The sequence below is a fragment of the Cohnella sp. genome (assembly GCF_041641335.1).
Classification (GTDB): domain Bacteria; phylum Bacillota; class Bacilli; order Paenibacillales; family Paenibacillaceae; genus Cohnella.
On the sequence record NZ_JBEPYQ010000108.1, the window covers coordinates 1 to 24,501 of the forward strand.

21 protein-coding genes and 1 pseudogene are annotated in these 24,501 nt (G+C 58.1%); 14 read left to right on the plus strand and 8 right to left on the minus strand.

Annotation, left to right across the window (positions count from 1 at the left end):
• Together ACESLM_RS26125 and ACESLM_RS26130 are read left to right on the plus strand one after the other, a co-directional pair.
• Positions 1-965 (plus strand): annotated as a pseudogene (locus ACESLM_RS26125) (hypothetical protein); the annotation flags it as partial.
• Between the two features lie 15 nt (positions 966-980).
• On the plus strand, positions 981-2,123 hold the full coding sequence (locus tag ACESLM_RS26130; protein WP_372636391.1) for a glycoside hydrolase family 88 protein: 1,143 nt from the start codon (positions 981-983) through the stop codon (positions 2,121-2,123).
• 288 nt (positions 2,124-2,411) lie between these two features.
• Here ACESLM_RS26130 and ACESLM_RS26135 read toward each other — a convergent pair whose 3' ends face one another.
• Positions 2,412-4,490, minus strand: a complete 2,079-nt coding sequence (locus ACESLM_RS26135) for a beta-galactosidase (protein ID WP_372636394.1) — start codon at positions 4,488-4,490, stop codon at positions 2,412-2,414.
• A gap of 138 nt (positions 4,491-4,628) precedes the next feature.
• Here ACESLM_RS26135 and ACESLM_RS26140 point away from each other — a divergent pair, with 138 nt between their 5' ends.
• On the plus strand, positions 4,629-5,465 hold the full coding sequence (locus ACESLM_RS26140) for an AraC family transcriptional regulator (RefSeq protein WP_372636396.1): 837 nt from the start codon (positions 4,629-4,631) through the stop codon (positions 5,463-5,465).
• Positions 5,466-5,554: 89 nt separating this feature from the next.
• On the opposite strand, the gene ACESLM_RS26145 is transcribed toward ACESLM_RS26140, so the two are convergent.
• Together ACESLM_RS26145 and ACESLM_RS26150 are read right to left on the minus strand one after the other, a co-directional pair.
• Entirely contained in the window at positions 5,555-7,111 is a 1,557-nt protein-coding gene (locus tag ACESLM_RS26145) for a response regulator (RefSeq protein ID WP_372636399.1), read from the minus strand.
• A complete protein-coding gene (locus ACESLM_RS26150) occupies positions 7,112-8,959 on the minus strand; it encodes a sensor histidine kinase (protein ID WP_372636402.1) in 1,848 nt (615 codons plus the stop codon).
• Between the two features lie 215 nt (positions 8,960-9,174).
• Between ACESLM_RS26150 and ACESLM_RS26155 the strand changes: the two genes are divergently transcribed.
• From ACESLM_RS26155 to ACESLM_RS26165, 3 genes are all read left to right on the plus strand, one after another.
• Positions 9,175-10,104, plus strand: a complete 930-nt coding sequence (locus ACESLM_RS26155; protein ID WP_372636447.1) for an ABC transporter permease — start codon at positions 9,175-9,177, stop codon at positions 10,102-10,104.
• A 34-nt stretch (positions 10,105-10,138) separates the two neighbouring features.
• The gene (locus ACESLM_RS26160; protein WP_372636405.1) at positions 10,139-11,065 is read left to right on the plus strand and encodes a carbohydrate ABC transporter permease; all 927 of its coding nucleotides are present in this window, start codon (positions 10,139-10,141) and stop codon (positions 11,063-11,065) included.
• Positions 11,066-11,132: 67 nt separating this feature from the next.
• A complete protein-coding gene (locus tag ACESLM_RS26165; protein ID WP_372636408.1) occupies positions 11,133-12,650 on the plus strand; it encodes an ABC transporter substrate-binding protein in 1,518 nt (505 codons plus the stop codon).
• A 149-nt stretch (positions 12,651-12,799) separates the two neighbouring features.
• Here the strand turns inward: ACESLM_RS26165 and ACESLM_RS26170 are convergent, their stop codons facing one another.
• From ACESLM_RS26170 to ACESLM_RS26180, 3 genes are all read right to left on the minus strand, one after another.
• On the minus strand, positions 12,800-13,546 hold the full coding sequence (locus tag ACESLM_RS26170) for a metal-dependent hydrolase (RefSeq protein WP_372636411.1): 747 nt from the start codon (positions 13,544-13,546) through the stop codon (positions 12,800-12,802).
• A gap of 157 nt (positions 13,547-13,703) precedes the next feature.
• Entirely contained in the window at positions 13,704-14,060 is a 357-nt protein-coding gene (locus tag ACESLM_RS26175) for a hypothetical protein (RefSeq protein ID WP_094044258.1), read from the minus strand.
• Between the two features lie 153 nt (positions 14,061-14,213).
• A complete protein-coding gene (locus ACESLM_RS26180; protein ID WP_372636414.1) occupies positions 14,214-14,834 on the minus strand; it encodes a rhomboid family intramembrane serine protease in 621 nt (206 codons plus the stop codon).
• A 270-nt stretch (positions 14,835-15,104) separates the two neighbouring features.
• Between ACESLM_RS26180 and cls the strand changes: the two genes are divergently transcribed.
• Positions 15,105-16,553, plus strand: coding sequence for a cardiolipin synthase (gene cls, locus ACESLM_RS26185; RefSeq protein WP_372636417.1), 1,449 nt, complete (start codon positions 15,105-15,107; stop codon positions 16,551-16,553).
• 55 nt (positions 16,554-16,608) lie between these two features.
• On the opposite strand, the gene ACESLM_RS26190 is transcribed toward cls, so the two are convergent.
• Positions 16,609-17,193, minus strand: coding sequence for a Uma2 family endonuclease (locus tag ACESLM_RS26190; protein ID WP_372636420.1), 585 nt, complete (start codon positions 17,191-17,193; stop codon positions 16,609-16,611).
• Between the two features lie 46 nt (positions 17,194-17,239).
• Positions 17,240-17,836 (minus strand): Uma2 family endonuclease, encoded by a 597-nt coding sequence (locus ACESLM_RS26195; protein ID WP_372636422.1) that lies wholly within the window; start codon positions 17,834-17,836, stop codon positions 17,240-17,242.
• Positions 17,837-18,054: 218 nt separating this feature from the next.
• Here ACESLM_RS26195 and ACESLM_RS26200 point away from each other — a divergent pair, with 218 nt between their 5' ends.
• From ACESLM_RS26200 to ACESLM_RS26230, 7 genes are all read left to right on the plus strand, one after another.
• Positions 18,055-18,564, plus strand: a complete 510-nt coding sequence (locus ACESLM_RS26200; RefSeq protein WP_372636425.1) for a GNAT family N-acetyltransferase — start codon at positions 18,055-18,057, stop codon at positions 18,562-18,564.
• Positions 18,565-18,708: 144 nt separating this feature from the next.
• Positions 18,709-19,554 carry a class I fructose-bisphosphate aldolase gene (locus ACESLM_RS26205; RefSeq protein ID WP_372636428.1) on the plus strand — a complete coding sequence of 282 codons (846 nt, stop codon included), beginning with the start codon at positions 18,709-18,711 and terminating at the stop codon, positions 19,552-19,554.
• Positions 19,554-20,720 carry a Gfo/Idh/MocA family protein gene (locus ACESLM_RS26210; protein WP_372636431.1) on the plus strand — a complete coding sequence of 389 codons (1,167 nt, stop codon included), beginning with the start codon at positions 19,554-19,556 and terminating at the stop codon, positions 20,718-20,720. Before ACESLM_RS26205 ends, ACESLM_RS26210 begins: the two co-directional genes overlap by 1 nt.
• Positions 20,717-21,943: a carbohydrate kinase family protein gene (locus ACESLM_RS26215; protein ID WP_372636435.1), complete on the plus strand. Its 1,227-nt coding sequence runs from the start codon at positions 20,717-20,719 to the stop codon at positions 21,941-21,943. The genes ACESLM_RS26210 and ACESLM_RS26215 overlap by 4 nt, the downstream gene beginning before the upstream one ends.
• Before the next feature lie 15 nt (positions 21,944-21,958).
• Entirely contained in the window at positions 21,959-22,510 is a 552-nt protein-coding gene (locus ACESLM_RS26220; protein WP_372636438.1) for a D-lyxose/D-mannose family sugar isomerase, read from the plus strand.
• 20 nt (positions 22,511-22,530) lie between these two features.
• A complete protein-coding gene (locus ACESLM_RS26225) occupies positions 22,531-23,580 on the plus strand; it encodes a DUF4432 family protein (RefSeq protein WP_372636441.1) in 1,050 nt (349 codons plus the stop codon).
• Positions 23,581-23,634: 54 nt separating this feature from the next.
• Positions 23,635-24,402, plus strand: a complete 768-nt coding sequence (locus ACESLM_RS26230; protein WP_372636444.1) for a DeoR/GlpR family DNA-binding transcription regulator — start codon at positions 23,635-23,637, stop codon at positions 24,400-24,402.
• The last annotated feature ends 99 nt before the right edge of the window (positions 24,403-24,501 follow it).

The window sequence follows — 24,501 nt, forward strand, 5'->3', positions numbered from 1 at the left end:
CGCTGTTCCAGCAGTCGGCTTATTTGTGCAAGGATCGGGTCGCCAATTTCTCCGATTCGCTGCAGGCGATTCCGTTCCGCGTGGGGCTGACGCATTACTTGGCGCGGCTCTATCCGGAGATGGAGGCACCCGACACGCGATACGGAGCGGGACTGGGAGAGGACCATTGCCACCGGTGGGCGCCCGTTCTCCGCGATTGGATCTGGAGAGATTCGCGAGCGGCTTCGGGAGGATTGCGGACGGCTTCTCGTTATTTTCCCGACGCGCAATGGCTGCTGTCCCGCTATGAGACGGAAGCGGGACGCTGCTTCGGCTTTGCCGCCAAAGGCGGTCATAACGGCGAGCCGCACAACCACAACGACGTCGGTCAGTTCATCTGGATGGTCGACGGCACGGCTTTCGCTGCGGATTTGGGCAGCGGGGAGTATACGGCGGCTTATTTCGGCGCGGGCCGGTACGATTACGATTGCAACGGCGCGCAGGGCCATTCTGTGCCGATCGTGAACGGCTGCGGACAAGAGGACGGTAGAGCGCATGCGGCTGCCGTTCTGGAAGCGAGGACGGGTGAGCGGGAGGACGTGCTGCGGCTGGACTTGCGCCAAGCCTACCGGGTACCCGGTCTGGCGTCGCTCGTTCGCGAACTCAAGTGGCGCAAGGCGGACGAATGCCGGCTGACGTTGACCGACGAGGTCGCATTCGAGGGCGAGCCGCTTGGCTTTACCGAACGAGTCGTCACCTTCGTTTCTCCCAATCTGGCGGGCGAGGGAACGGTGCGTCTGACGGACGGCGGCATGACCGCGCTGATCCGCTACGATAGCGGCTTGCTGGAGGTATCGGCAGAGAGGCGCGTCTATGCGGATCATTTTGGAGAGCGGCGGGAATGGTATGCGATCGATTGGAAGCTGCGCCAGCCGAAACCGACGAATCGGATCGAGCTGGTCTTCGAATTGGATAACGGGAGTTAATGGGGGATAACGTCTATGGAGACAACGGGAACGAAGCGGCCTGACTGGGTCGAGGAAGCGTGGAGCAAGGCGAAGGAGAAGACGCTGCGCAATCTGGTCCGCATCGGGGACGGATTTCCGCATGCCAGCGTCGGCGGCGCGTACGCCTTGGAAGAGCCGCATTGGTGGACGGCCGGATTCTGGCCGGGAATGCTGTGGCAGCTCTACGAGGAAAGCCGGGAAGAGAAGCTGAGAGAGGCGGCCGCAAGCTGCGAAGCCCGGCTGGACGAGGTGCTCGACGGGTACGACAGGCTCGATCACGATCTCGGCTTTATGTGGACGCTGACTAGCGTCGCCTCCTATAAGCTTCGACAGGATGGGGCTTCGCGAAGACGGGCGCTGAAGGCGGCCAATTATCTTACCGCGCGCTTTAACCTGCGCGGACGTTATATTCGGGCCTGGAATCCATGGTTCGAGGGAGACGACAACGCGGGCTGGGCCATTATCGACTGTGCTATGAATGCGCCGCTGCTGTACTGGGCATCGCGGGAGACCGGCGATCCGCGCTACCGCCACGTCGCGGAAGCGCATATGGACACCGTGCTGGAGCATTTCATCCGCCCGGACGGCTCCGTCTATCATATCGTCGAATTCGATCCGGCGAGCGGACAGCGGGTGCAGGCGAGAGGGGGCCAAGGCTACGCCGCCGAATCTGCCTGGTCGCGGGGAACGGCATGGGCGCTGTACGGGCTGGCCTTATCCTATCATCATACGGGCAACCCCGCTTACTTGAACGGTTCCAAGCGGGTCGCCCATTTCCTCCTGTCCAATCTGCCGGACGATCATGTGCCGCATTGGGATTTCCGTCTGCCTCCCGACGTGAAGAAGCACCGGGATTCGTCCGCCGGCGCGATCGCGGCCAGCGGCTTGCTGCTGCTCGCCGATCAGGTCGGCCCTCTGGAAGCTCATGTCTACCGCGAGCCCGCCGTTCGCATCCTCGAATCGCTGTACCGGAATTACGGGGCTTGGGATCGTGCGGACGAGGAAGGACTCATTGTCGAAGGAACGAGCCACTATCCGGAGGGCAAAAACGTCGGCGTCCCGCTCATCTACGGAGACTTCTTCTTCGTCGAAGGCTTGGCGCGTCTTCGCGGCGAAGGTACGATCTTCTGGGAGTAACGCCGATGCTTGAAATGCGAATGGGGCTGTCCCATAAGTAGGGGCGTACAAGATTATCGATGAAAAAATAAGGGCATCTATCTCCTGGAGACTGCCTCATACGGTCCTGAAATCACCCATTCACGGGTTTACCGTTCCCATTTCAGGATCGTATAGCATCGGAAGGAGATAGATGCCCATTACCATTCGCCTATCGATAATTGTTCGGTACGTCTCTTTTTACTTTTGGGCCAGCCCCTTGAAGCTTTGGCGCGCGGCTCGAGAGTTTCGACTGCCGCAACAACGACCTTATTCGTCCGCCAATTCCAGAATCGCTACGCCGTAAGGCTCAAGCGAATAGCTGCCTTCGAGCGTCCCGCCCGTGATCAGATCCGCAGCTGGACGCTTGAAGCTGATTTCCGCCGCATCGCTGCCGTAGTTCAGCAGGAAGGCGTACGCCTTTCCTTCGCCGGCCCGAATCGCGACTTCCACTTGCTCAGGCAGCTCGCATACGTCCGCCAGCGGGGAACGGAGGCCGCTGCGCCGAATGATCTCGGCGGCGACGGCTTCGGAGAACGCCGCTCCGTAATACCACGCCTCCCCGGCGCCGTAAGCGTTGCGCGTCAAGGCCGGTTTGCCCGCGTAATAGTCGGAAGCGTACGAGGCGACGACTTCGACGGACGGAGACTCCGCGGCGAGGATGTCGTTGAACATCTCGGCATAGACGGTCCCGCCCGTCTCCGTTCCGCCCGTCTCATCGCTCCATTGAATAGAAGGCGCCGGAATCGTGCCGTTAATGATCGTATAATCCTCGACCGTCACGCCGACCAGGTCGGCGACCGGACCCGGGAAAGGCTGGCCGAGCCGGCAGTGGCCGAATTCGTCCTTATACCCGGTCCGTGCCCCGAATACGATCGTCCCGCCGCCGGCCGCATATTGCTTGAACAGCTCCGCCTGGGCGTCGGTCATCACCGCGGCATGCGGGTAGACGAGCATACGGTAACGCTCCAGATCCGCAAGCGTCGTCTTCTCCGTCAGCTCCAGCACGTCGGACGGAATATGCCGATACTGAAGCGCCTTGAACCACTCCAGCAAGCTCTTCACCGTCAGAGGGCCGTGCCAGATGTCGAGCTCCCCGTCCCAGCCGTTGTCGTAATTGTGCACGATCGCGACTTCCGCGCGCCCCTTTTTCCCCGCCAGACGAGGCCCGATTTTCGCTACTTCGTTCCCGATGACCGCGGCTTCCCGCAGACGGCGGTTCGGCCGGTTATGGTAATCGTTCAGACCGTGCCAATAGATTTCCGAGCCGAACGTCGCGGTGCGCCAGCGGAAATACAGCACGCTGTCGGCGCCGTGGGCGATCGATTGGTACGTCCACAGACGCATCTGGCCGGGACGGGGCATCGGGATGTTCATCCGGTTCACCCAGCCTCCCGCGCCGGACTGCTGCTCCATCACGCAGAAATTGGGAGAGATCGACCGCACGTTGCTCAGGTTAAGGCTCCATTTGCGGTCGAGCAGCGGACGGTCCCCGTCGTCCGGATAGATCGTGCCGAACGTCGGGTAGGAATCGTACGAGATGAAGTCGAGCAGCTCATCGGTCATCCGATGAGTATCCAGGTGCCCGAAGAAGCCGTTCGTCGTCACCCAATGCCCGGGACAGACTTCGCGCAAAATATCGGCCTGGACCTTCGCGAACGAGATCGCGCTGTCGGATATAAACCGCTTCTCGTCGAGCGCCTGATGCGGATTGGGCGAATCGCCGGGAGTCGGCCGCGGCAAGTATACCTGGCTCCAGTCCGTGTACGTCTGGCTCCAGAACACGGTTCCCCATGCGCGATTAAGCGCGTCGAGCGTGCCGTACTTGCGTTTGGTCCACTCCCGGAAAGCCGTATGGTCGGCATCCGAATGGAACTCGTTAACCTCGCAATTGAGCTCGTTGTCGATCTGCCAGCCGACGACGGCCGGATGCGCCGCGTAATGCTCGGCCATGTTCCGCGCGATGCGGGCGCACAGCTCGCGGTATACCGGACTGTTGTAATTGTAGTGCCGGCGCAGTCCGTGCCGGTAGACGACGCCGTGCTTGGTCGCGTTCAGCACTTCGGGATACTTCTCCGTCAGCCAGGCCGGCGGAGTGGCGGTCGGCGTGCCGAGAATCACCTTAAGGCCGTGTCGGTGCGCCGCATCGATCGCCCGGTCGAACAGCTTGAACGAGAACGTTCCTTCCTCCGGCTCGAAGATCGACCAAGCGAACTCGGCGATCCGGATGACGGACAAGCCCAGCTCCTTCATTCTTCGATAATCGTCTTCCCACATCGTCTCCGGCCAATGCTCCGGATAATAGCAGACGCCAAGCTCGATTCGCTGCTCTGCAACGGCTTTTTTCACGGGATCACATCCATAAGTTCAGTATTTTGCTTTTTTGCAATCGTTTTAATCATTCTAATCCGGTAAAATAATTATGAAAAGATTCCAATCTTGCCATTGAGTTTACTATTTTGCGATTATGCAGGAAGGGGGGCGCGAGTGAGACTGCATCTGGTCATTCCTCCGCCTGGGCTGCGATATTATGCCTTCTATCCCGAAATGCTCGGGCGTTACAGTCGGCTTCCGAACCATGACGAACATCGGGAGCCCGGAAGCTTCGGCGGATACAATCTGCATATCGTGTGCGCGGGCAGGGGGCAGGTGAAGATCGGAGCCGACTGGCTCGACCTGAAGCCGGGCTCCGGCTTTCTGTATCCGCCGCTGTGCGAGCAGCGGTACCGTACCGCTCCGGACGATCCGTGGGACGTGCGCTGGGTTCATTTCGCTGCCGGACCCGAGACCGAATGGATCAGGAGTCTCGCCGGCAAGGACGGATGGGCGTTCGCGCTGGGTCAGTTGGACGAAATCGTCCGGTTGACCGACGGCCTGTACCGGGCGAGCGAGCCTTTCTCGAGCAAGAACGAGGTCCGAATCTCGGCGCTGCTCTACGAGCTGCTGCTTCATCTGTCGTCGGAGGCCGGCAATCTGCGGGATACAGGCTCCTCCGCGAGGAGGGACGCTATACGCGGGTCGGCGGACCAGATCCGGGAAAGATGCGCCGAAGACTGGACGCTGGCGAGGATGGCAGAGCTGGCGGGATACAGCGTCTATTATTACAATCGGCTGTTCCATGAAACGATGGGCCGTACGCCCGTCCATTACTTGAACGAGGTGCGGATGGCGGAGGCCAAGAGGCTGCTCGTGGCGTCGCGGATGTCCGTCAAGGAAATCGCGTTCGCGGCCGGGTTCAAGCGGACAGGTTACTTCGTGACGTTGTTCCGCAAGATGCAGGGCATGACGCCGACGAAGTACCGCAATTCGTTCGGTCCCCGATGATCGGCGAACCAGGGCGTCCAGCCTGAATCGGGCGAAGAAAAATCCCGCCGAACGCTCGCTCGGTTCGTCGGGATTCGTCTGATCAGGGCTCACATTATTCTTCGATACTGGGAAGGCGGTACGCCCACGTACTTCTTGAAATGCTTGTAGAAATGGGCGGTATCCCAGTAGCCGACCGCCTTGGCGACGTCCTGCGTGCGCATCGGCGTCGTCTTCATCAGTTGCTGCGCCTTCTCGATGCGGTAGCGGTTCACGTAGTCGGAGAATGTCTGTTTCATCTCTTTGTGGAACAGCTGGCCGAGATAAACCGGGTGGATGCGGTACGTATGCGCCAGCGTCTTCAGCGAGAAATCTTCCATATAAGAAGCGTGCACGTACTCCACGATCTGCCGGATGACCGGGCTCTTGTCCTGGCGTCCGCTGAGCGCTCCGGCCACCTCCTTGGCGATGAAGCGGACGTGCCCGGTAAGCTGCTCCAGCGTAGAAGAACGCAGGACGCGGTTCATGACGTCGTGATAGGCGGGCGATACCGGATGCGGAAGCTTGGCGTCCTTGAGCAGCTTCTTCATCCGGATAATCGCCTCGGCGGCGGCGTCGCGAAGCTCGGCGGGCGTTACGCCCTCCGTGCCGGAGAACGCTTGGAAATCATCTTCGATCTTTCTGTCGACGCCTTCCTCGTCGTGCGCCAGCAGGAGGCGGGAATATGCTTCCGCATCGGGCCAAGCGGCGCCTTTGGTTCTGTGGCAGGCGGTCACCCGCTCGTGAACGAGCAGCGATTCATGAGGGTAGAGCAGAGCGTAATCGAGCGTCAGCAGGGCGTTGCCGTAACTGACCGGAGCCCGCTCGAAGTTCTCCTCCGTCGAGCCGAGCGCGACCAGAGGGACGGACGGCAGGATCGTGCCAAGCCGCATCGCCAGCTCCTCAAGGGATGCGCTTAGGCGTTCCTTGACTTCTTCCGTCGGTTCCGTCACCCCGATCAGGGCGACGATCCGATCGTCGATGTCCTGAAAGATCAGATGAGGATGTCCCTTCTCCGCCATATACGCGCTTGCCAGCCGTCTGGCTTCCTGAAGCGCCGGAACCGGCGTCTCCTGCTCTTGCCCTCTCAGGACCGCGGCGGAGACGTAAGGCTCGCGCAGGCGGAGCTTCAGGAAATCGGAGCGCAGCTTCCATTGCTCCTGGCTGATCCGTCCGGCAACCCAGCGATACAGGATGTTATCCTTGAGCAGATCGACCTGGTCCGCGTTAAGGCTCTCGATTCTCGAGCGGTTCAGCTTCTCGACGGTGCTCTGCAGCGTCCGCGTCAGCTCCTCCAGATTGATCGGCTTCAGCAAATAGTTTTCGATGCCGATACGCATCCCTTCGCGGATGTAATCGAATTCGTTGTAGCCGCTCAGCACGATGCTCTTGAGCTCCGGCGAACGCTCCTTCAATGTCCGGATCAGCTCGAGTCCGTCCATCTCGGGCATGGCGATGTCGGTGATGAGAATATCGACTTTCGCGCAGGATTCCTCGATCTGCTCCAAGGCGTCCAGACCGTTCTCCGCCTGTCCGGCAAGATGGAGCTGAAGGGAAGGCCAGTCGACGACGGCGGCCAGCCCCTCCAGAATAAATGGTTCGTCGTCGACGATCCATACGTTGTACATCTAGATTTCCCCCTTCTCGAAAGGCAATCTTACCCGAACGACCGTCCCTTCCATCCGCTTGCTGCGGATGTCCATTCCGTACCGCTCTCCGTATACGAGCCGAATCCGTTCGCTCACGTTGCGAAGTCCGAGCGAAGAAGCCGGCGCCGGCTTGAGCTTGCCCGCCAGCGTATCGTTGACTTCGGCAAGCCGATCGGGCTCGATCCCTTTGCCGTTGTCTTCGACCTCGACGATGAGGCCGGACAAGGCCGCGTCCTCCGGGTACGCCCTTATCGTGATCAGGTTGCCGGGCTTCGAAGCCCGGATGCCGTGAACGATCGCGTTCTCCACGAGAGGCTGCAGGAACAGCTTGAACATTCGCGCGTTCTCGATTTTTTCGTCTATCTCGATCCGGTAATCGATTTTCTCTTTGTATCTGACCTTGTAGAGCTCCAAGAAGCGGCGGCAATTGTCCGCCTCGTCCTTGAGCGTTACGACGGTCTCCTGCTTGACCGCGTAACGGAACAGGGAGCCGAGCACGTACGCCATCTCCCCGACGTCCATCGCCCCTTGCGTCATCGCCCGCATCCGGATCGCTTCCAGCGTGTTATACAGAAAATGGGGGTTGATCTGGGCTTGGAAAGCGATGATCTCGGCGTGCTTCTGCTTGATCTCGGAGACGTAAACCTGATTGATGTAGCGAGTCAGCTCCTCGCACATCCGGTTAAAGCTGAACGAGATTTCGTCCAGCTCGTCGGAGCGGCCCGCCGGGATGCGGACGTCCAGATTGCCCTGCTGGGCCAGCCTCATCGCCTTGACGATGGAGCGGGTTCTCTTCGCGTAGCGCTGCACGGCGATGCGGGAGAAGACGATCGTAATGAGAATCCCGATTAAGGTCGCCGCGATCAGCTTGCCTTTGAACCCGGCATAATGGTTTTCCAGCTCCGTCGCCGGCACGACGCCGCTGACGTAGATAGCGGATTTGCCCGTACGCATCGTCGTCGTATACGACCTCGTCTCCAGATTCGCTTGTCCGGCTGAGTCGACCAGCTGCCGGAAGTAGGGATAGACCTGACCTGCGAATCGATCGAAGGAATCGTAGACGACCGTTCCGTCGGACAGCAGCGCCAAGTGCGAGCCCATCAGCCGCTCCCTTCCGGACTCCAGAAGGCGGCGTATCCCTTCCGGCTGATAGGTGACGAGGAGCGTGCCTTCGTTCTTAAGCGTATCGGGATCGTTCAACTCGAACGCGAAAGTGTAAGCGCCGCTATCCTCGATGCCCAGAACACGGTTGAATTCGGGGGTTCTTCCGCTGGCGGTTTTGCGGATTTGCATGCCGGCGACCTCGTGCGCGACCGCCGACCGCTCTTCGTTCGAGAGCGTGATCAGCCGCTGCGTCTTGTTGCTGTTGAACACGAACAGGAAAGCCTGATCCTTGCTGTAGACAGCGATCTGAGCGATGTCTTCGTTGCTGTCCATCTGGTTGCGAATGAATGATTCGACGTTCCGGTCCTCGGAGGTGTTGCCGGCGATGTACTCGTTGAATCGGTACTGGATGTAGTGTGGCATATCGTTGCGTAGAAAGAACAGCAAATCATTCAGGAACGCCTTGTTCTGATACAACCGCAGCACGATTTCCTGAGATTTGTCCGTCTGCTGGTCGAGAAACCGGATCGTCCCTCCGACGGCTTCTGCTTGAGCCTCCAGCTCTTTCTGCCGCATCGATCCGGTGGAATATTGATAGACGAGGACGGCCAACGTGCAGAAGGTGACGACGGTGAGCGCCGAGTAGATCAGAATGATCCGATTGAACAGCTTCGCCCGGAAGAAGGCGTCATAGATCTTGGTCAGCTTGGCCGTGGCGATCATCTCCGTAAGAGGTTAAGTCTGTTAAGTCCGAATAGGGAAGCAGTATTACGATACCACGAGATCGTAAGCGCTTTCCACATATTCGCGGAGCAAACCTTTAATTTTTACCTCAAAGCTTGATTACGTTAACTATCGGGCCTTCGAAGAGCTGTGATACCGTAAATGTGCAAGACGAGTCGGCGATTCGAACGAGGAGGTGATCCAACATAAAAGCGCTGCAAGGTTTTTCCAAAGACATCTTGAAGAACAGAGCGTTCCTGCTGATGGTTCTGCCCGGGGCGCTGTGGTTTCTGATCTTCGCCTACTTGCCTATGCCCGGCGCGATTCTCGCGTTTAAGCAGTACAGGCTCGACCTCGGAGGCTTTTTCTCCGGCATCGTGAAGTCGGAATGGATCGGGCTGAAAAATTTCGAGTTTCTGTTCCGCGCCGACGACGCGTACATCATCACCCGCAACACCGTGCTGTACAATCTCGTGTTCATCGCGCTCGGCCTGGTGCTGTCGGTGACGCTGGCGATTATCCTGTTCCAGATCGCGCAGAAGAAGCTGGCCAAGCTGTACCAGACGGCGATGTTCATGCCCTATTTTCTGTCCTGGATCATCGTCAGCTACTTCGTCTTCAGCTTTCTGAGCGTGGACAGGGGCGTATTGAACCAGATTCTCGCCTCCTTCGGCGTCGAAGCGATCAACTGGTATGCGGAGCCGGCTTATTGGCCGTTCATTCTCATCTTCATGAACCTGTGGAAGGGCGTCGGCTACTCCAGCGTCATCTACCTCGCCGCGATCTCCGGCATCGACCGCACGTACTACGAGGCGGCGATGATCGACGGAGCAAACAAGTGGCAGCAGACGATCAAGATTACGATTCCGCTCATTAAGCCGATGATGATCATCCTGACGATTTTGGCGATCGGGGGCATTTTCCGTGCGGATTTCGGGCTGTTCTACCAGATTCCCCGCGAATCGGGGCCTCTGTTCCCGGTCACGAACGTTATCGACACTTACGTGTACCGCTCAATGAAAGTCGTCGGAGATTTCGGCCTAGCCGCGGCGGCGGGCTTCTATCAATCGGTTGTCGGGTTCATTCTCGTTCTGGCGGCCAACTGGACCGTGAAAAAAGTAAACGACGATCAGGCGCTGTTCTGATGGCGGCACAACGACGGAAAGGAGGCTGTCTCACATGGATTCTTCGCCACCCGGCAAATTGCGCGACGTCCACCGGCTTCCGGCCGGCTGGAATGGGCTGATGCATCTGATCGCCGGAGGCTTCGCGTTCGTCTGCGTTTTCCCGTTTCTGTTCGTCGTCATCATTTCGCTGACCGAGGAAAATGCGCTGCTGCTGAACGGCTATCAAATTTTCCCGGAGAAATGGAGCCTGTACGCCTATTCGTACATTATCCGCACGGGCGATCAACTGCTCCGTTCGTACGGAGTGACGCTGTTTGTCACGGTAGTCGGGACGGTGCTGACGGTGATCTTGACGACGCTGTACGCTTACGCGCTGTCGCGCAGAAACTTTAAGTTCCGCGGATTTTTCGCATTCTTCGCCTTCTTCACGATGCTGTTCGGGGGCGGCTTGGTGCCGACATACATCGTCGTGGCCCAGTTTCTCGAACTGAAGGATACCGTATGGTCGCTTATTCTTCCTATGGCGATGAGCGCGTTCAACATTTTGGTGCTGCGGACGTTTTTCCAGACGATGATTCCCGACGCCATTATCGAATCCGGCAAAATTGATGGAGCCGGCGAATTTAAAATTTTATTCCGCCTCGTCGTGCCGATCTCGCTACCGGGCATAGCCACTATCGCTTTATTCAGCACGCTGGGCTACTGGAACGACTGGTTCAACGCGCTGCTGTATATCGATTCCAACCATCTGGTGCCGCTTCAGGCGCTGATGATGCGGATCTACAACAACATGCAGTTCATGATCCAGAATTCCGCCCTGCTGAACAGCGGACAGAGCCGGGAGATGATTCGTTCCCTGCCGCAGGAGACGGCCCGCATGGCGATGGTTGTGCTGGCGACGGGACCGATCGTGCTCGCTTATCCGTTCTTTCAGCGCTATTTCGTGCAAGGCTTGACGATCGGAGCGATCAAGGAATGATTTTAGACGTTTGCGCTTGGGGCGCTGGCGTTTAGAATAAATATGAGACAGACCAGGGAGGATCGGCATGTTCACAAAGACAAAGAAGTGGATTGGCCTTATCGCGTTGGTATTCGCATTCGGAGCGGTGATGGCCGGGTGCAGCGGCAAAGGAAACGGGGCTTCGGGAGGCGACTCGTCTTCAAGTCAGCAGCCGTCCCAGAGCGGCGAGAGCAAAGGGAGCGAGGATAAGAAAGCAGACCCGGTCAAGCTGATCTGGTATACGATCGGCACGCCGCCGAGCGATCTGGCCAAAGTCAACGAAGAGGTCAACAAGTACATCCTGCCGAAAATCAACGCAACAGTGGAGATGAAGCTGTTCGACTGGGGCGATTACGACCAGAAGATGAAAATCATCATCGGCTCGGGCGAGGATTACGACATCGCCTTCACCGCTTCGTGGGCGAACGACTACTTCGCCAACGCGAAGAAGGGCGCCTTTTACGAGCTCGACGCGCTGCTGGAGCAGCAGGGCAAGGGCATCAAGGAAGTGCTGAACCCGGCTTTCCTCGAAGGCACGAAAGTAAACGGGCATAACTACGGACTGCCGACGAACAAGGAGCTGCCGCAGCAGCGCGTGTTCCGCTTCAATAAGGAGATGCTCGACAAGCACAGCCTCGACATCTCGAACGTAAGAACGATCGACGATCTGGAACCTCTGCTGAAGGCATTCAAGGAGAAGGAGCCGGGCATCGCGCCGATACCGGCGAAGATCGCGGAATTTCTGCCGTTCGACCTGCCGGTGACGGATCTGCCGTTCATCGGAATGCCGTTGAACACGCAGGATTACAAGCTGATCAACGTATGGGATACGCCGGAAGCGATGGCTTACTTGAAGACGATGCATAAGTTCTATCAGGCCGGCTACTTGCCGAAGGACGTCGCCACGCAGAAGGACGCGGGGGATTACTTCAAAACCGGCAAATGGCTCGTCGACGTCGCTGATTCCCAGCCCTACGCCGATAATCTGTGGAGCAACGACGCCGGCTACAAGGTCGTCAGCGTGCCGATGCACGATCCGATCGCGTTCAACTGGTCGGTGGCCGGAGCGCTGCAGGCGATCAACGCCAAGTCGAAGCATCCGGAGAAGGCGATGGAGTTCCTGAACCTGCTGTACACGGACGCTTATCTGATCAACCTGGTCGATTTCGGCATCGAGAACGTGCACTACAAGAAGACGGGCGAGCAGTCCAAGGACTCGATCCCGGACAGCGGCTACGGCTTCCCGGCGTTCAGCGTCGGCAACTTGATGCTTACTTATCTGAACACGGGCGATCCAGAAGACAAGTGGGAGCAGTTCAAGCAGTTCAACGATTCCGCTTCGAACGCGCCGCTGCTCGGCTTCCAGGTCGACACGACGAACATGACGACCGAGCTCGCCAACCTGAAGAACACGAAGGAAGCGACCTACAACTCACTGTTCTCCGGTACTCTCGATCCGGAGACGAACCTGCCCAAGGTGAACCAGAAGCTGAAGGACAACGGCCTTGATAAGGTTGTCGCCGAGGTTCAGCGGCAGATCGACGAGTGGAGAGCCGGGCAGTAAACCGCCAAGCTGGCCGCCTGCATCCCGCAGGAGTATCGCAAGGACCATTAAGACAACGCAAACGGCGAATAAGCGCAGGGCCGAAGCCCTACGCTTATTCGCCGTCTCGTCGATTCCGTTGAGCAGGACGCGGCAGAAGCGGCGGAGGTCTATTCGCCCGAATACGACTTGCCGTCCCGAGCGATCAGCCGTTGCAGCGACGAAGCCGTGACTTCCAGCTTCTCGCCCGGCGCAAGCGCGTGTCCGCGCCGTCCTTGAGCTTCCAGACGCCGTACGAAGGCTTCGGCGTCTTGGCGGATAGGCGGGAACGAGTTGTAGTGGACCGGAATGACGAACTTGGCGCCGAACCATTCGGCCGCTTGCAGCGCATCGTCCGGTCCCATCGTGTAATGGTCGCCGATCGGCAGGAAAGCGATATCGATCGGATGGCGGTCGCCGATCATCTTCATGTCCGAGAACAGCGCCGTGTCTCCGGCATGGAGCAGCGTCAAGCCTTCGGTCTGCACGATGTAGCCGGCCGGCATGCCGCCGTAAATGATCTGATCGTCTTCCAGGAAGATGCCGGAGCTGTGGAACGCCTGAATCATCTTCGCCTTGGCGAAGCCCAGATCGACCGTTCCTCCGATGTTCATATCGATCGTCTTCAGCTTCTTGCGGGCGGACATGTACATGGCCAGCTCGAAGGTGGCGACGATGGTGGCGTCGCTTGCGCGAGCGATCGGCTCCGCGTCGAGAATATGATCCGTATGCGCGTGAGTGAGCAAAATGTAGTCGGCGCGGATGTCTTCCGCCTTCGTTACCGCCAGAGGATTGCCTCTCAGGAACGGATCGAACAGCAGCGACTTGCCTTCCGTGACGATCTGGATGCAAGAGTGTCCATGATAAACGATTTCCACCGTACATTCCTCCAATGCTCTCGATAATTAAGCTGAAACCGCTATTTCCAGTTTAACGCATTCGCGGTAGAAATGCTTGTCCTCGGCCGCGGGAATCAAGTAAAAACGCCTTCCGCGTCCTTGGGACGGAGAAAGCGTTTTGTCGGAGTTGTGAATGTTAGAGGTTGGACGTATAGCGGTTCAGCGCCGTCAGGTTCAGCTGGAGATCCTCCATGTACGTCTTAATGCTCGTCTGCAATTGCTTGAGAATAGTCCGCTGAAGCTCCTCGATGCGGTCTTCCGTGCAGAAGGCCGAGCAGCACAGCGTGCCGTTGGCGTATTGTTTCGTTTCGACAACCGTCGTATTGAGCTTTTCTTTGTAGATTCTTTTGACCGCGCCATTCTCCGGTTTAATCTCGTAGTACCGTTGAGTTTCCAGAAGCAGCTTCCATGGAGCGATCTTGAATTCGCATTTATCCTTGCGCAGCTCCCCCGTAACCTTGAAGAATCGTAACGCGTTATTGATACGGTTCATGATGCGTTTCCTCTCAATTCGTCGTAATCCGATCCGGCATCCCCAGAAAGTACCAATGACCATTTTAGCATAATTTGCCTTGCGGTCAAACGCATTCGGGCAAGGAACGGCAATTCGAAGCGAGATCTGCTACCGAATCGTCACAACTTTGTTTCATCCGCGGCCGTATTTTTTGGTTTTGCTGGCGACGAACAATCCCATCAAGCCGAATCCGGCCAAAGCGCCGCCGAGATGGGCCCAAATGTTGATATTCGGTACTATAAGCGAGTAGACGATTCCGAATGCGATGGAAATAAAGATCGTTTTCCGGGTCGCCTCATCCAAAGCGAACTTGCGGAAGACGGCCAGAAACAAGTAGGCTCCGAATAAGCCGTAGATTGCACCTGAAGCTCCGAGAGAGAAATGCAACGAGCCAGCGTAAACGATTGCGCTCAGCAGATTGCCTGCAATGCCCGCCAGAACATAATACACGAAGTATCGAAAATGTCCGAGCAGCCGTTCGAGCGGAGGCGCGAAAATAAGCGTCGAGAAGCAGTTGAACAGCAGATGATCCCACCCGCCGTGCAGCGCGATGGAGGTGACGTATCTCCATGGCTCGCTTAAACCGTAAGGATCGTAATCCGGGTCCAAATAGAAGATGCCTCTGAGCGACAGCTCTCTGTCGAGGATCAGATAATCGAGAACGAATACGATCAAATTAATCGCCAGAAAAATCGACGTAACCGGATAGGCGCGCAAGTAGCCGCGAAACGTTTCGTTGCGTTGGAAGATCATGGTCATCCCGTTCCTTTGTTCGTTATACTTACTACTATACCATCCGGGAGCTTGTATCTCCAAAGAGACGCAGCTGAAATAGAGTTGTGTGTAAATCGGGAGTAAACTGTGTGTAAACTGTTGATAAAGCTGTGGATATGTGGATTAAGTTGTTGATAACCGGTGCCCAACTCAATAACTTATAGAATCCACGCCAAGTCCCTGTTAATATCGAAGCAGACTGCTTAGACGGCGGAATGGACAAACGAACGGATGCCGGAGGTTATCGACATGAATGTTCTTTCCTTGTTACTAAGTTTGGTTCTTGTGCTGAATATGACGCTCGCATCGGTGATCATCTTCCGGGAGAGAAGGGATATCGGCTCGACTTGGGCATGGCTGCTCGTGCTGTATTTCATCCCGCTGCTCGGTTTCGCGCTCTATTTGTTTTTCGCGCAAAACTACAGGAGGAGCCGGCTTTTCGAGTGGAAGGAGATCGACCGCACCGGAACGGAGGAAGCGGCCAGAGAGCAGCTTGCCCTCATAAGCGCGGACGGACATGCGATGGGCAATCCGGCGGCGGGCGATTATCACGATCTGATCGCCATGCATCTTAAAGCGAATAAAGCCTTGTATACCGAAGACAACGAGGTGGAGCTGCTGCTGGACGGCAAGCAGAAGTTCGACCGGTTGTTCCGGGATATCGCGGAGGCGCAAGACCATATTCACGTCCAGTATTACATCATTCAGAAGGACGAGTTGGGAATCAAACTGATACGCGCGCTGGCGGAGAAGGCGAGAAGCGGCGTGAGCGTACGACTGCTGTACGACGAGCTCGGCTCGCGAAGGTTGAACAGGCGCATCCTGCAGGAGCTTCGCGACGCCGGGGGAATCGCGGAGGCTTTCTTCCCGTCCAAGTTTCGTTTGATCAACGTTCGGCTCAACTACCGGAATCATCGCAAGCTCGTCATTATCGACGGCAAAGTCGGATACGTGGGCGGATTTAACGTAGGGGACGAATACTTGGGACTGGATCCGAAATTCGGCTATTGGCGGGATACGCATCTGAGAGTTCGCGGCGGAGCGGTCCATGCCATGCAGACGCGATTTATCCTCGATTGGAATTATGCGTCCCGAGCGGACATTCATTATCGTCCCGAGCTGTTCCCCGAACCGGAAGCGGCATTCGGCGCAGCCGGGGTGCAGATCGTAGCCAGCGGGCCGGAATCGAAGCTGGAGTATATCAAGAACGGGTACGTGAAAATGATCTCCTCCGCCAAACGGTCCATCTTGATCCAGACTCCCTACTTCGTGCCGGACGCAGGCTACTTGGACGCGCTGCGCATCGCCGCCCTGTCGGGCGTGCAAGTGAGCATTATGATTCCGGACAAGCCGGATCATCCGTTCATTTACTGGGCCACTCTGTCTTATATCGGGGTGATGCTCAGAGCGGGCGTATCCGTCTACTTGTACCGCAACGGATTTATTCATGCCAAGACGATCGTCGTGGACGAGGAGATCGCCTCCGTCGGCACGGCGAATATGGACGTGCGAAGCTTTAAGCTCAATTTCGAGGTGAACGCCTTCCTGTACGACAGGGAGGTTTCCGCCAAGCTGGCGGAGGCGTTTAGGGAGGACATTAAGGTGTCCGAGGCGTTGACGCTGGAGCGATACGGCCAGAGGTCGCGGCGGATTCGGATCAAGGAGTCGGTGTCCCGGCTGCTGTCTCCGATCCTGTAATGGATCAACGATGATCGTTCGAGAACCTTTGCTGCCCAGTGGAGGCTTCTTTCGGTTACTGCAGCACGTCCGCAAAAAGGCGGCTGATCGCGAAAGAGACGCAATGAAGCTTGTCCGAAGCGATGAGTTCGTCTCCTTCGTACAATTGGATCAGAACGTAGTTGCCGCGCTCGTCCAATTGAAACTGCTCTAACGTCCGAGAATCAGGATCGACGATCCAATATTCCGGGACGCCGTGTTTCTCGTACACCGCCCGCTTCTTCAGCCTATCCCGTTTCTGGGAGCTTGGGGAGAGGACCTCCACGGCCAGATCTGGCGGGCCTTCTATTCCCCGGGAAGTGACAATGTGCTTTCGGCTGCGATGGATCATGATCGCGTCGGGCTGCACGACGTTTGTATCGCTCAGGATGACGTCCAGGGGAGCGAAGTAGATCAGGTAATCCGTTTTGCAGCTCTGACGCAGCGCATCGATCAATTCCGATAAAATGGACTGATGCGAGGCCGTAGGACTGGGAGACATCAGCTCCAGCACTCCGTCGATGACCTCGTAACGATTCCCGTCGTCGGGCATCTCCGCATAAACCTCGTAGGTTATCGGCTGCTCCTTTACTTTGTCTGCGGCTTTTTTGTTTTTCTCCATTCGAATCCTTCCTTTCTTATGAAATCGGAGTCAACGCTGCCAGCGGTTATTTCAACTGATCCGGCGGAACGGGGATGCTGCGTACGAGCTCGTCCATGCTGAAAGAAACGCAAGGGGCGGTATGGGAACGAACCGGTTCCTCTCCGGAATAGACATCGAGCAGCTCATAGTAGTCGTCGTGTAATTCATACTGCTCCAAAGTAAAGTTGGACGGGTCGACGATCCAATACTCGCGCACCCCGTACTTGGCGTATACATTGCGCTTTGTCAGCTTGTCCCGCTTAAGAGAGTGCTCGGACGTAATCTCGACGACGAGGTCGGGAGCGCCGTTAATGCCTCTTTTGCTAATAATATGCGTACGGCTCAGATGGATCATGACGAGATCGGGCTGCCGGACTTCGGTGTCCGAGAGGATCACGTCGAGCGGGGCGGCCAGTATGAGAAAATCGTTGCGGCAGCTACCGTCAAGCATGACTTGCATCTTATGGCAGATGAATTGATGAATAAATAGAGGAGAAGGACTCATCAGCTCCAGCACCCCGTCCGAAATCTCGTAACGGTTGCCGTCGTCCTCCATATTCGCGTACATCTCGTAGGTAACGGGCGACTCCTTCACCAATTCCTCGTACGTTTTCTTCTTCATTTTCTCCGCCTCCATTTCCTAATCAAAAAGCACCTCGCAAAGAAACACGTGAACGTGTCCGGCTTTGGGAGGTGCTTCCTCGACATAATTTCCTTTATTATGCCGAATTCATCAGGTGCTGTCAATATTGGGCGTTGAGGTCGTCGGGTCTGGCGATTTGCGACAGAGCGGACGAGAGGGTAGGATGAAGAGAGAGTGAAGAGGAAGGATGAGACGTTATGAAGCTTTCATTTCGGCAAGTAGAAACAAGGGAAGACGTCGAGGCTGCGGCCCGATTGGCCTCGGAAATTTGGAACGAGTATTTCGTCAGCATCCTTTCGACCGGGCAGATCGACTACATGCTGGACAAGTTTCAATCCGCCCATGCCATGACGGACCAAATCGAGCGCCAAGGCTACGAGTACTACTTCATGCAGGCGGACGGAGAGAACATCGGCTATATGGGAATCAAGCCGGAGGAGACGAAGCTGCTGCTGAGCAAATTCTACATTCTCAAGGCTCATAGAGGCCAAGGATACGCCAGCGAAGCGATGAGCTTCTTGGAGGAACTGTGCGAGAAACGCAAGCTGGGCACGATCTGGCTTACTGTGAATCGGCATAATGCATCCACGATCGCGGTTTACGAGAAAAAGGGCTTCCGGACCGTTCGCGAGCAAGCGGCGGACATCGGAGGAGGTTACGTCATGGACGATTATATTATGGAAAAAGAAATTTCTCTCGATCAATAAGAGGGGCGGAACCGGGCGCGAATCGTAGATTCGCGTCTTTGTTATTCCAAAACGATCAAATACTGCTCGACATTTTTGTTTGTTTAAATTAAGATAATGTTATAAACGAACATAAAACAACAAAACAACAAAGGAGCAAACATGATGTCCTCATTCAAACCACGGCTTAACCGGATGTTCAGCGAGCAAGGCAAATGCTTCGACGTTGCGATCGACCACGGCTTTTTCAACGAATATTCCTTTCTTGCCGGCATTGAGAATATGAAAAGCGCTATCGAAACGGTCGTTCAGGCCGGACCGGATTGTATTCAGCTCAGCACCGGGCAAGCGAGATTGCTGCAGGAGATCCCGGGCAAGAAGAAGCCCGGCCTCGTGCTGCGCATGGACGCCGCCAACATCTATGGAAACATGCTGCCGCGCCATCTGTTCAGCGAGCTGATCGATCGCGCGATCGAGCAGGCGGTTCGATTGGACGCCGTAGCGGTATGCGTCAACCTGCTGCTGCTGCCGAACCAGCCGGAGCTGCATCATCAATGCGTGCGCAACGTCTCGCTGCTGAAGACGGAAAGCGATAAATACGGCATGCCGCTGATGGTCGAACCGCTGGTCATGCTGCCTAACGAAGAGAAGGGCGGCTATATGGTCGACGGCGACATTCGCAAAATCATGCCCCTCGTCCGGCAAGCGGTCGAGCTGGGAGCGGACGTGATCAAAGCCGATCCTTGCGACGACGTGACCGAGTATCACCGCGTCATCGAGGTCGCGTCCGGCATTCCGGTGCTCGTTCGCGGAGGAGGACGCGCAAGCGACGAGGAGATCGTGAACCGGACGGTCGAGCTGATGAACCAGGGAGCGGCGGGCATCGTCTACGGCCGTAACGTCGTGCAGCATCCGACGCCAGGCGCGATGACTTCGGCCTTGATGAGCATCGTTCATGAGGGCGCGGGGGCCGAGCGGGCGCTGGCAATTCTGAAAGGGGCGCAGCGATAATGGCGAAAACGATCGTATCGTTCGGCGTCATCGGCTGCGGGCTGATGGGCAAGGAGTTCGCCAGCGCGGCCGCGCGCTGGTGCCATCTGACCGGCGTCGACTTCGAGCCGCGCATCGTGGCGGTGTGCGACGCGAATCCGGCGGCGACGCAGTGGTTCGAGGAAAATGTGCCGAGCGTGGAGCGCGCGTATACGGATTACAAAGAGCTGCTCGCCGATCCGGCGGTGGAAGCGATCTACTGCGCGGTTCCGCATAATCTGCATGAGCGGATCTATATCGATATTATCCGGGCGGGCAAGCATTTGCTGGGAGAGAAGCCGTTCGGCATCGACCTGGAAGCGAACGAGGCGATTATGGCGGCCATCCGGGAAAACCCGCAAGTCGTCGTGCGCAGCTCGTCGGAATTTCCGTTCTTCCCGGGTGCGCAGCAGATCGTTCAGTGGGTGAACGAGGGCAAATTCGGACGGATCATCGAGGTCGAGGCCGGCTTCTGGCATTCCAGCGACCTTGATCCGACGAAGCCGATCAACTGGAAGCGGCGGATCGCGACGAACGGGGAGTACGGCTGCATGGGAGACCTCGGCCTGCACGTGCTGCATCTGCCGCTGCGCTTCGGCTGGAAGCCCGCGAGCGTGCGGGCGCTGCTCTCCAAGATCGTCGAAGAGCGTCCGGACGGCAAGGGAGGCATGGCGCCGTGCGAGACGTGGGACAACGCGATTCTCGCTTGCGACGTGAAGACGGCCGGCCAGCAGTTCCCGATGGTGCTGTCGACGAAACGGATCGCGCCGGGACATGCGAATACATGGTTTATTCGCATCCAGGGTACGGAGATGTCCGCGGAATTCACGACCAAAAATCCGAAGCAGGTGGCGTCCCTTCCCTACACGCCGGGAGGCCAGCAGGCTTGGCATGTCGTGGACGCGCCGTACAAGTCGGCTTACGGCACGATTACCGGCGGCATCTTCGAATTCGGGTTCTCCGATTCGATCCTGCAGATGTGGGCGGCGTTCTGCGACGAGATCGTTCACGGCAAGGAAGGCATGCAGCAGCCGTTCACATGCGCATTGCCGGAGGAAGCGGCGGACAGCCATCGCCTGTTTACCGCCGCTCTGGAATCCGACAAGACGGGCGGAACCGCGGTCGTGGACTGGGGGAACGGGGCGTGAACAAGAGCGATTCCCCCGCATCCGCTGCCGAGGTCGTCGTTGCCGGACATATTTGCCTGGACGTCATTCCGGCGATGCACGGCGGCAAGCCGGGCCAAGCGATCGGGGAATTGCTCGTCCCGGGCAAGCTGGTCGACATCGGGGCCGCGCAGCTTTCGACGGGCGGCGCGGTGCCCAATACCGGTATCGCCCTGCATCGTCTCGGGTTCCCGGTAAAGCTGATGGGCAAGGTCGGGGACGACCTGTTCGGAGGGGCGATTCTGTCTATCCTTAAAGGATACGGGGAGGGGCTGGCCGATGGAATGATCGTAGGGGCGGGAGAATCGAGCTCCTATACGATCGTCATCAATCCTCCGGGCGTCGATCGGATTTTCCTGCATTGCACGGGTGCCAACGATACGTTCTCCGCGGACGACGTATCCCAAGCCGCGTTGGCGGGAGCTAGGCTGTTTCACTTCGGCTACCCTCCGCTGATGCGGCGGATGTACGAGGACGGCGGCGCGGAGCTGGAGAGAACGCTGTCCGCGGCCAAGTCGGGCGGGCTGACCGTATCGCTCGATCTGGCCCGTCCGGACCCGGAGTCGCTTGCGGGCCAAGCCGACTGGCAAGCGATTCTGAAGCGTTCGCTGCCGCATGTCGACGTCTTCCTGCCCAGTTTCGAAGAAATTTTATATATGCTCAGGCCGTCCCGGTACCGCGAGTTTTCCGAGCGACACGGCACGACCGAGCTGCTTGCGTACGCGGACGGACCGCTGCTGTCCTCGCTTGCCGAAGAATTGCTCGGCATGGGGGCTGCGGTAGTCGCGTTAAAGCTGGGCGAGCACGGGCTGTACGTTCGGACGACTGGCAGTCCGGAACGCCTGCGCGAGATGGGGCTTTGCGCGCCCGCTGCCGGGAAGCTGGAAGCTTGGCAAGGCAAGGAAATGCTTGCGCCGTGCTACCGGGTAGAGGTCGCCGGAACGACGGGGGCCGGGGACTGTACGATCGCCGGGTTTCTGGCCGGATTGCTCAAGGGGCTGTCGGCGGAGGAGACGCTGCTGGCGGCAGTGGGCACAGGCGCGTTTAACGTGGAACGGGCCGATGCGGTAAGCGGTATCCCGGGATGGGACGGCTTGCAGAGCCGAATCGCGGCCGGCTGGCCGCAGCGGGAAACGGGGCTGTCTTTGCCCGGCTGGTCGCGCGAATTCGCGGACGGAATCTGGTCCCCGGATGTCGGCAAATAAGAGGAGGCTGAACAAATGTCCATACTGAGAAGCGAAGTGACGAGAGCCCAGAAGCGTGCGGCCGAGCTGCTGGAGGGCGCAGGCATCGTGCTGACCGACGCGGAGCGCGAGAACATCGAGGTCGCCGGTTTCGGGCTTGGCGACCTGGAGGCTCAGGGGCTTGAGCTGGTTACGTACGTGAACACGGATCGGTATTGCGCGAAGGATCTGGTTCTTTTCCCGAGACAGACTTGTCCCGAGCATATTCATCCTCCGATCAACGGCGAACCGGGCAAGATGGAAACCTTCCGTTGCCGCTGGGGGCTTGTCTATTTATACGTAGAGGGAGAAGCGGCTGCCGTTCCTCAGGCTGTCGTTCCCGCGGGAAGCGAGTCGTATTACACCGTATTTCATGAAATCGCGCTTAGACCGGGCGAGCAATATACGATTCCCCCGAACACGAAGCATTGGTTTCAAGGCGGCCCCGAGGGTGCGATCGTCTCCGAATTTTCCAGTACGAGCCGGGACGAATTCGATATTTTCACCGATCCGGGAATCGAGAGAATGCCGCGAGTGATCGAGGACTGACGGGAGAAAGGGGAACCGCCATGCACTTGTACGGCAAGCATTGGACGAGAAGGGAAGTCGAGGCGCGCGTCGGAGGCGTCGGTCAGATTGGCGGAGTCAGGCGAATGACGTTGACGGAGGGCAAGGAAGCGGGGACGGAGCTGATCGAAGTGCGGACCGGCGCCGGCCTTGCGTTCGAGATCGTTCCCTCCAAAGGAATGGACATCTCCCTGGCGCTGCTGTGGGGAACGCCGATTTCCTGGCAATCCCCGAACGGCAACGTTCACCCGGCCTTCTACGAACCGGAAGGCACGGGCTGGCTGCGTACGGCTTCGGGCGGACTGCTGATGACTTGCGGGCTGGCGCATGTCGGTTCTCCTTCCGCGGACGAGTCCGGCAGCTACGGTCTGCATGGCAGAGCGCATCACACTCCGGCCCGCAACGTCTGTATTCGCGAAGAGTGGGCCGGCGAAGAGCTGGAATGGAGCGTAACCGGCGTCGTAGAGGAAACGGCGATCTTCGGAAGCAAGCTAAGATTGGCACGGGAACTGTCCGGCAGACTTGGGGACAATCGCGTCGCGATCCGGGACAGAGTGGAGAACTTCGGCTTCCGGCCCGCGGAGCATATGATGCTGTACCACTTCAACTTCGGATTCCCCCTGCTGGACGAGCGGACGGAAATCCGGTTTCCCGAGGCCGACCGCGAAGTCCGCGCGGGCGGAGGCAGAGCCGCGCCGGAAAGCTGTGCTTCCTGGGAGGCGCCGGATCCGGCTGTCGAGGAAACGGTGATCTATCATACCTTGAGGCGAGAGGCGGCCGATGGGGGAGGCATGGCCGAGACGAGAATCGTTCAACCGGAATTTCCGGCTGCCGGAGGAGCGAGGGCGACGGAGGTTGCTCTCCGCTGGTCGGCCGATACGCTTCCGCTGCTCGCCCAGTGGCGGATGCCCGGAGCGGGCGAGCACGTCCTTGGCCTGGAGCCGTCCAACTGCTTCGTCGAAGGACGCGAGGCGGAACGCCGCCGCGGAGGACCGCTCGTCCTGGCGCCCGGTCAATCGATCGAGTATCGATTGGAGTTGAACGTCGTGTGACGGAAAGCGATAATAGAGGCATAGCGAATGGGACGATCGGGAGGCCGCGGGGCAATGAAAGGGACTTACTACAGCTTAAACGCAAGGCAGCAGCAGATGCTCGAGCAGATTTCGCGGGAAGGCGAGGTTCGGGTGTCGACGTTGAAGGAAACGTACGGCGTGACCGAGATGACGATCCGCCGCGATCTGGAGAAGCTCGAGGAGACGGGAGAAGTCAAGCGCACGTTCGGGGGGGTCATCTTCGTCGGCAGGGACGTCGCGCTGCAGGAGCGCGTCTCCCTGCTGACCGACGAGAAGGCCAGAATCGGCCGGCATGCCGCCGCGCTGATCAAGCCCGGGGAGTCGGTCTTTATCGACGGCGGGACGACGACCTCGCAGATCGCCCGCTATTTGCCGCACGGAATGAACGTTACGGTCGTCACGAACGCGCTTAACGTCGTAACCGAGTTGGCCGGCAAGATGATCTCCGTCATGATGACGGGAGGCACCTACATCGAGGCGACGCATTCCCTTTCCGGACCGCTGGCGGTGCAGAGCTTGTCCGGGATGGCGTTCCATCGCGCCTTCCTCGGCACGACCGGCATTACCGCGGAACACGGCTTCAGCAATTCCAACATCTACGAGGCGGAGATCAAGCAGATCGCGATCCGGCAAGCGACGGAGACGACGATTGTCGCCGACCGCTCCAAGTTCGGAACGAAGATGCTGATCTCGTTCGCGCCCTTGTCCGGCGTGCAGCGAATCGTCACCGATCGGCAGCCCGACGAAGCGCTTGCACTGGCTTGTCGGGAATCGGGCGTTCTGTTGGATGTTGCGGAGTAAGCCGAGCGACAAAACGCCTTCATCGTCCAGAGGACGCCGAAGGCGTTTTTGCTTGCGCGAAACGCGACAATCCGGGCAGGAAAGGCCGGCACGATAAGG

Coding starts and splice junctions, on each gene's coding strand:
- ACESLM_RS26190 (WP_372636420.1), bottom strand. CDS start 17,193: ATGGAGAAAAACAAAAAAGCCGCAGACAAAGTAAAGGAGCAGCCGATA.
- ACESLM_RS26210 (WP_372636431.1), top strand. CDS start 19,554: ATGGCGAAAACGATCGTATCGTTCGGCGTCATCGGCTGCGGGCTGATG.
- ACESLM_RS26225 (WP_372636441.1), top strand. CDS start 22,531: ATGCACTTGTACGGCAAGCATTGGACGAGAAGGGAAGTCGAGGCGCGC.
- ACESLM_RS26230 (WP_372636444.1), top strand. CDS start 23,635: ATGAAAGGGACTTACTACAGCTTAAACGCAAGGCAGCAGCAGATGCTC.
- ACESLM_RS26165 (WP_372636408.1), top strand. CDS start 11,133: ATGTTCACAAAGACAAAGAAGTGGATTGGCCTTATCGCGTTGGTATTC.
- ACESLM_RS26220 (WP_372636438.1), top strand. CDS start 21,959: ATGTCCATACTGAGAAGCGAAGTGACGAGAGCCCAGAAGCGTGCGGCC.
- ACESLM_RS26180 (WP_372636414.1), bottom strand. CDS start 14,834: ATGATCTTCCAACGCAACGAAACGTTTCGCGGCTACTTGCGCGCCTAT.
- ACESLM_RS26160 (WP_372636405.1), top strand. CDS start 10,139: ATGGATTCTTCGCCACCCGGCAAATTGCGCGACGTCCACCGGCTTCCG.
- ACESLM_RS26200 (WP_372636425.1), top strand. CDS start 18,055: ATGAAGCTTTCATTTCGGCAAGTAGAAACAAGGGAAGACGTCGAGGCT.
- cls (WP_372636417.1), top strand. CDS start 15,105: ATGAATGTTCTTTCCTTGTTACTAAGTTTGGTTCTTGTGCTGAATATG.
- ACESLM_RS26130 (WP_372636391.1), top strand. CDS start 981: ATGGAGACAACGGGAACGAAGCGGCCTGACTGGGTCGAGGAAGCGTGG.
- ACESLM_RS26175 (WP_094044258.1), bottom strand. CDS start 14,060: ATGAACCGTATCAATAACGCGTTACGATTCTTCAAGGTTACGGGGGAG.
- ACESLM_RS26150 (WP_372636402.1), bottom strand. CDS start 8,959: ATGATCGCCACGGCCAAGCTGACCAAGATCTATGACGCCTTCTTCCGG.
- ACESLM_RS26145 (WP_372636399.1), bottom strand. CDS start 7,111: ATGTACAACGTATGGATCGTCGACGACGAACCATTTATTCTGGAGGGG.
- ACESLM_RS26205 (WP_372636428.1), top strand. CDS start 18,709: ATGTCCTCATTCAAACCACGGCTTAACCGGATGTTCAGCGAGCAAGGC.
- ACESLM_RS26195 (WP_372636422.1), bottom strand. CDS start 17,836: ATGAAGAAGAAAACGTACGAGGAATTGGTGAAGGAGTCGCCCGTTACC.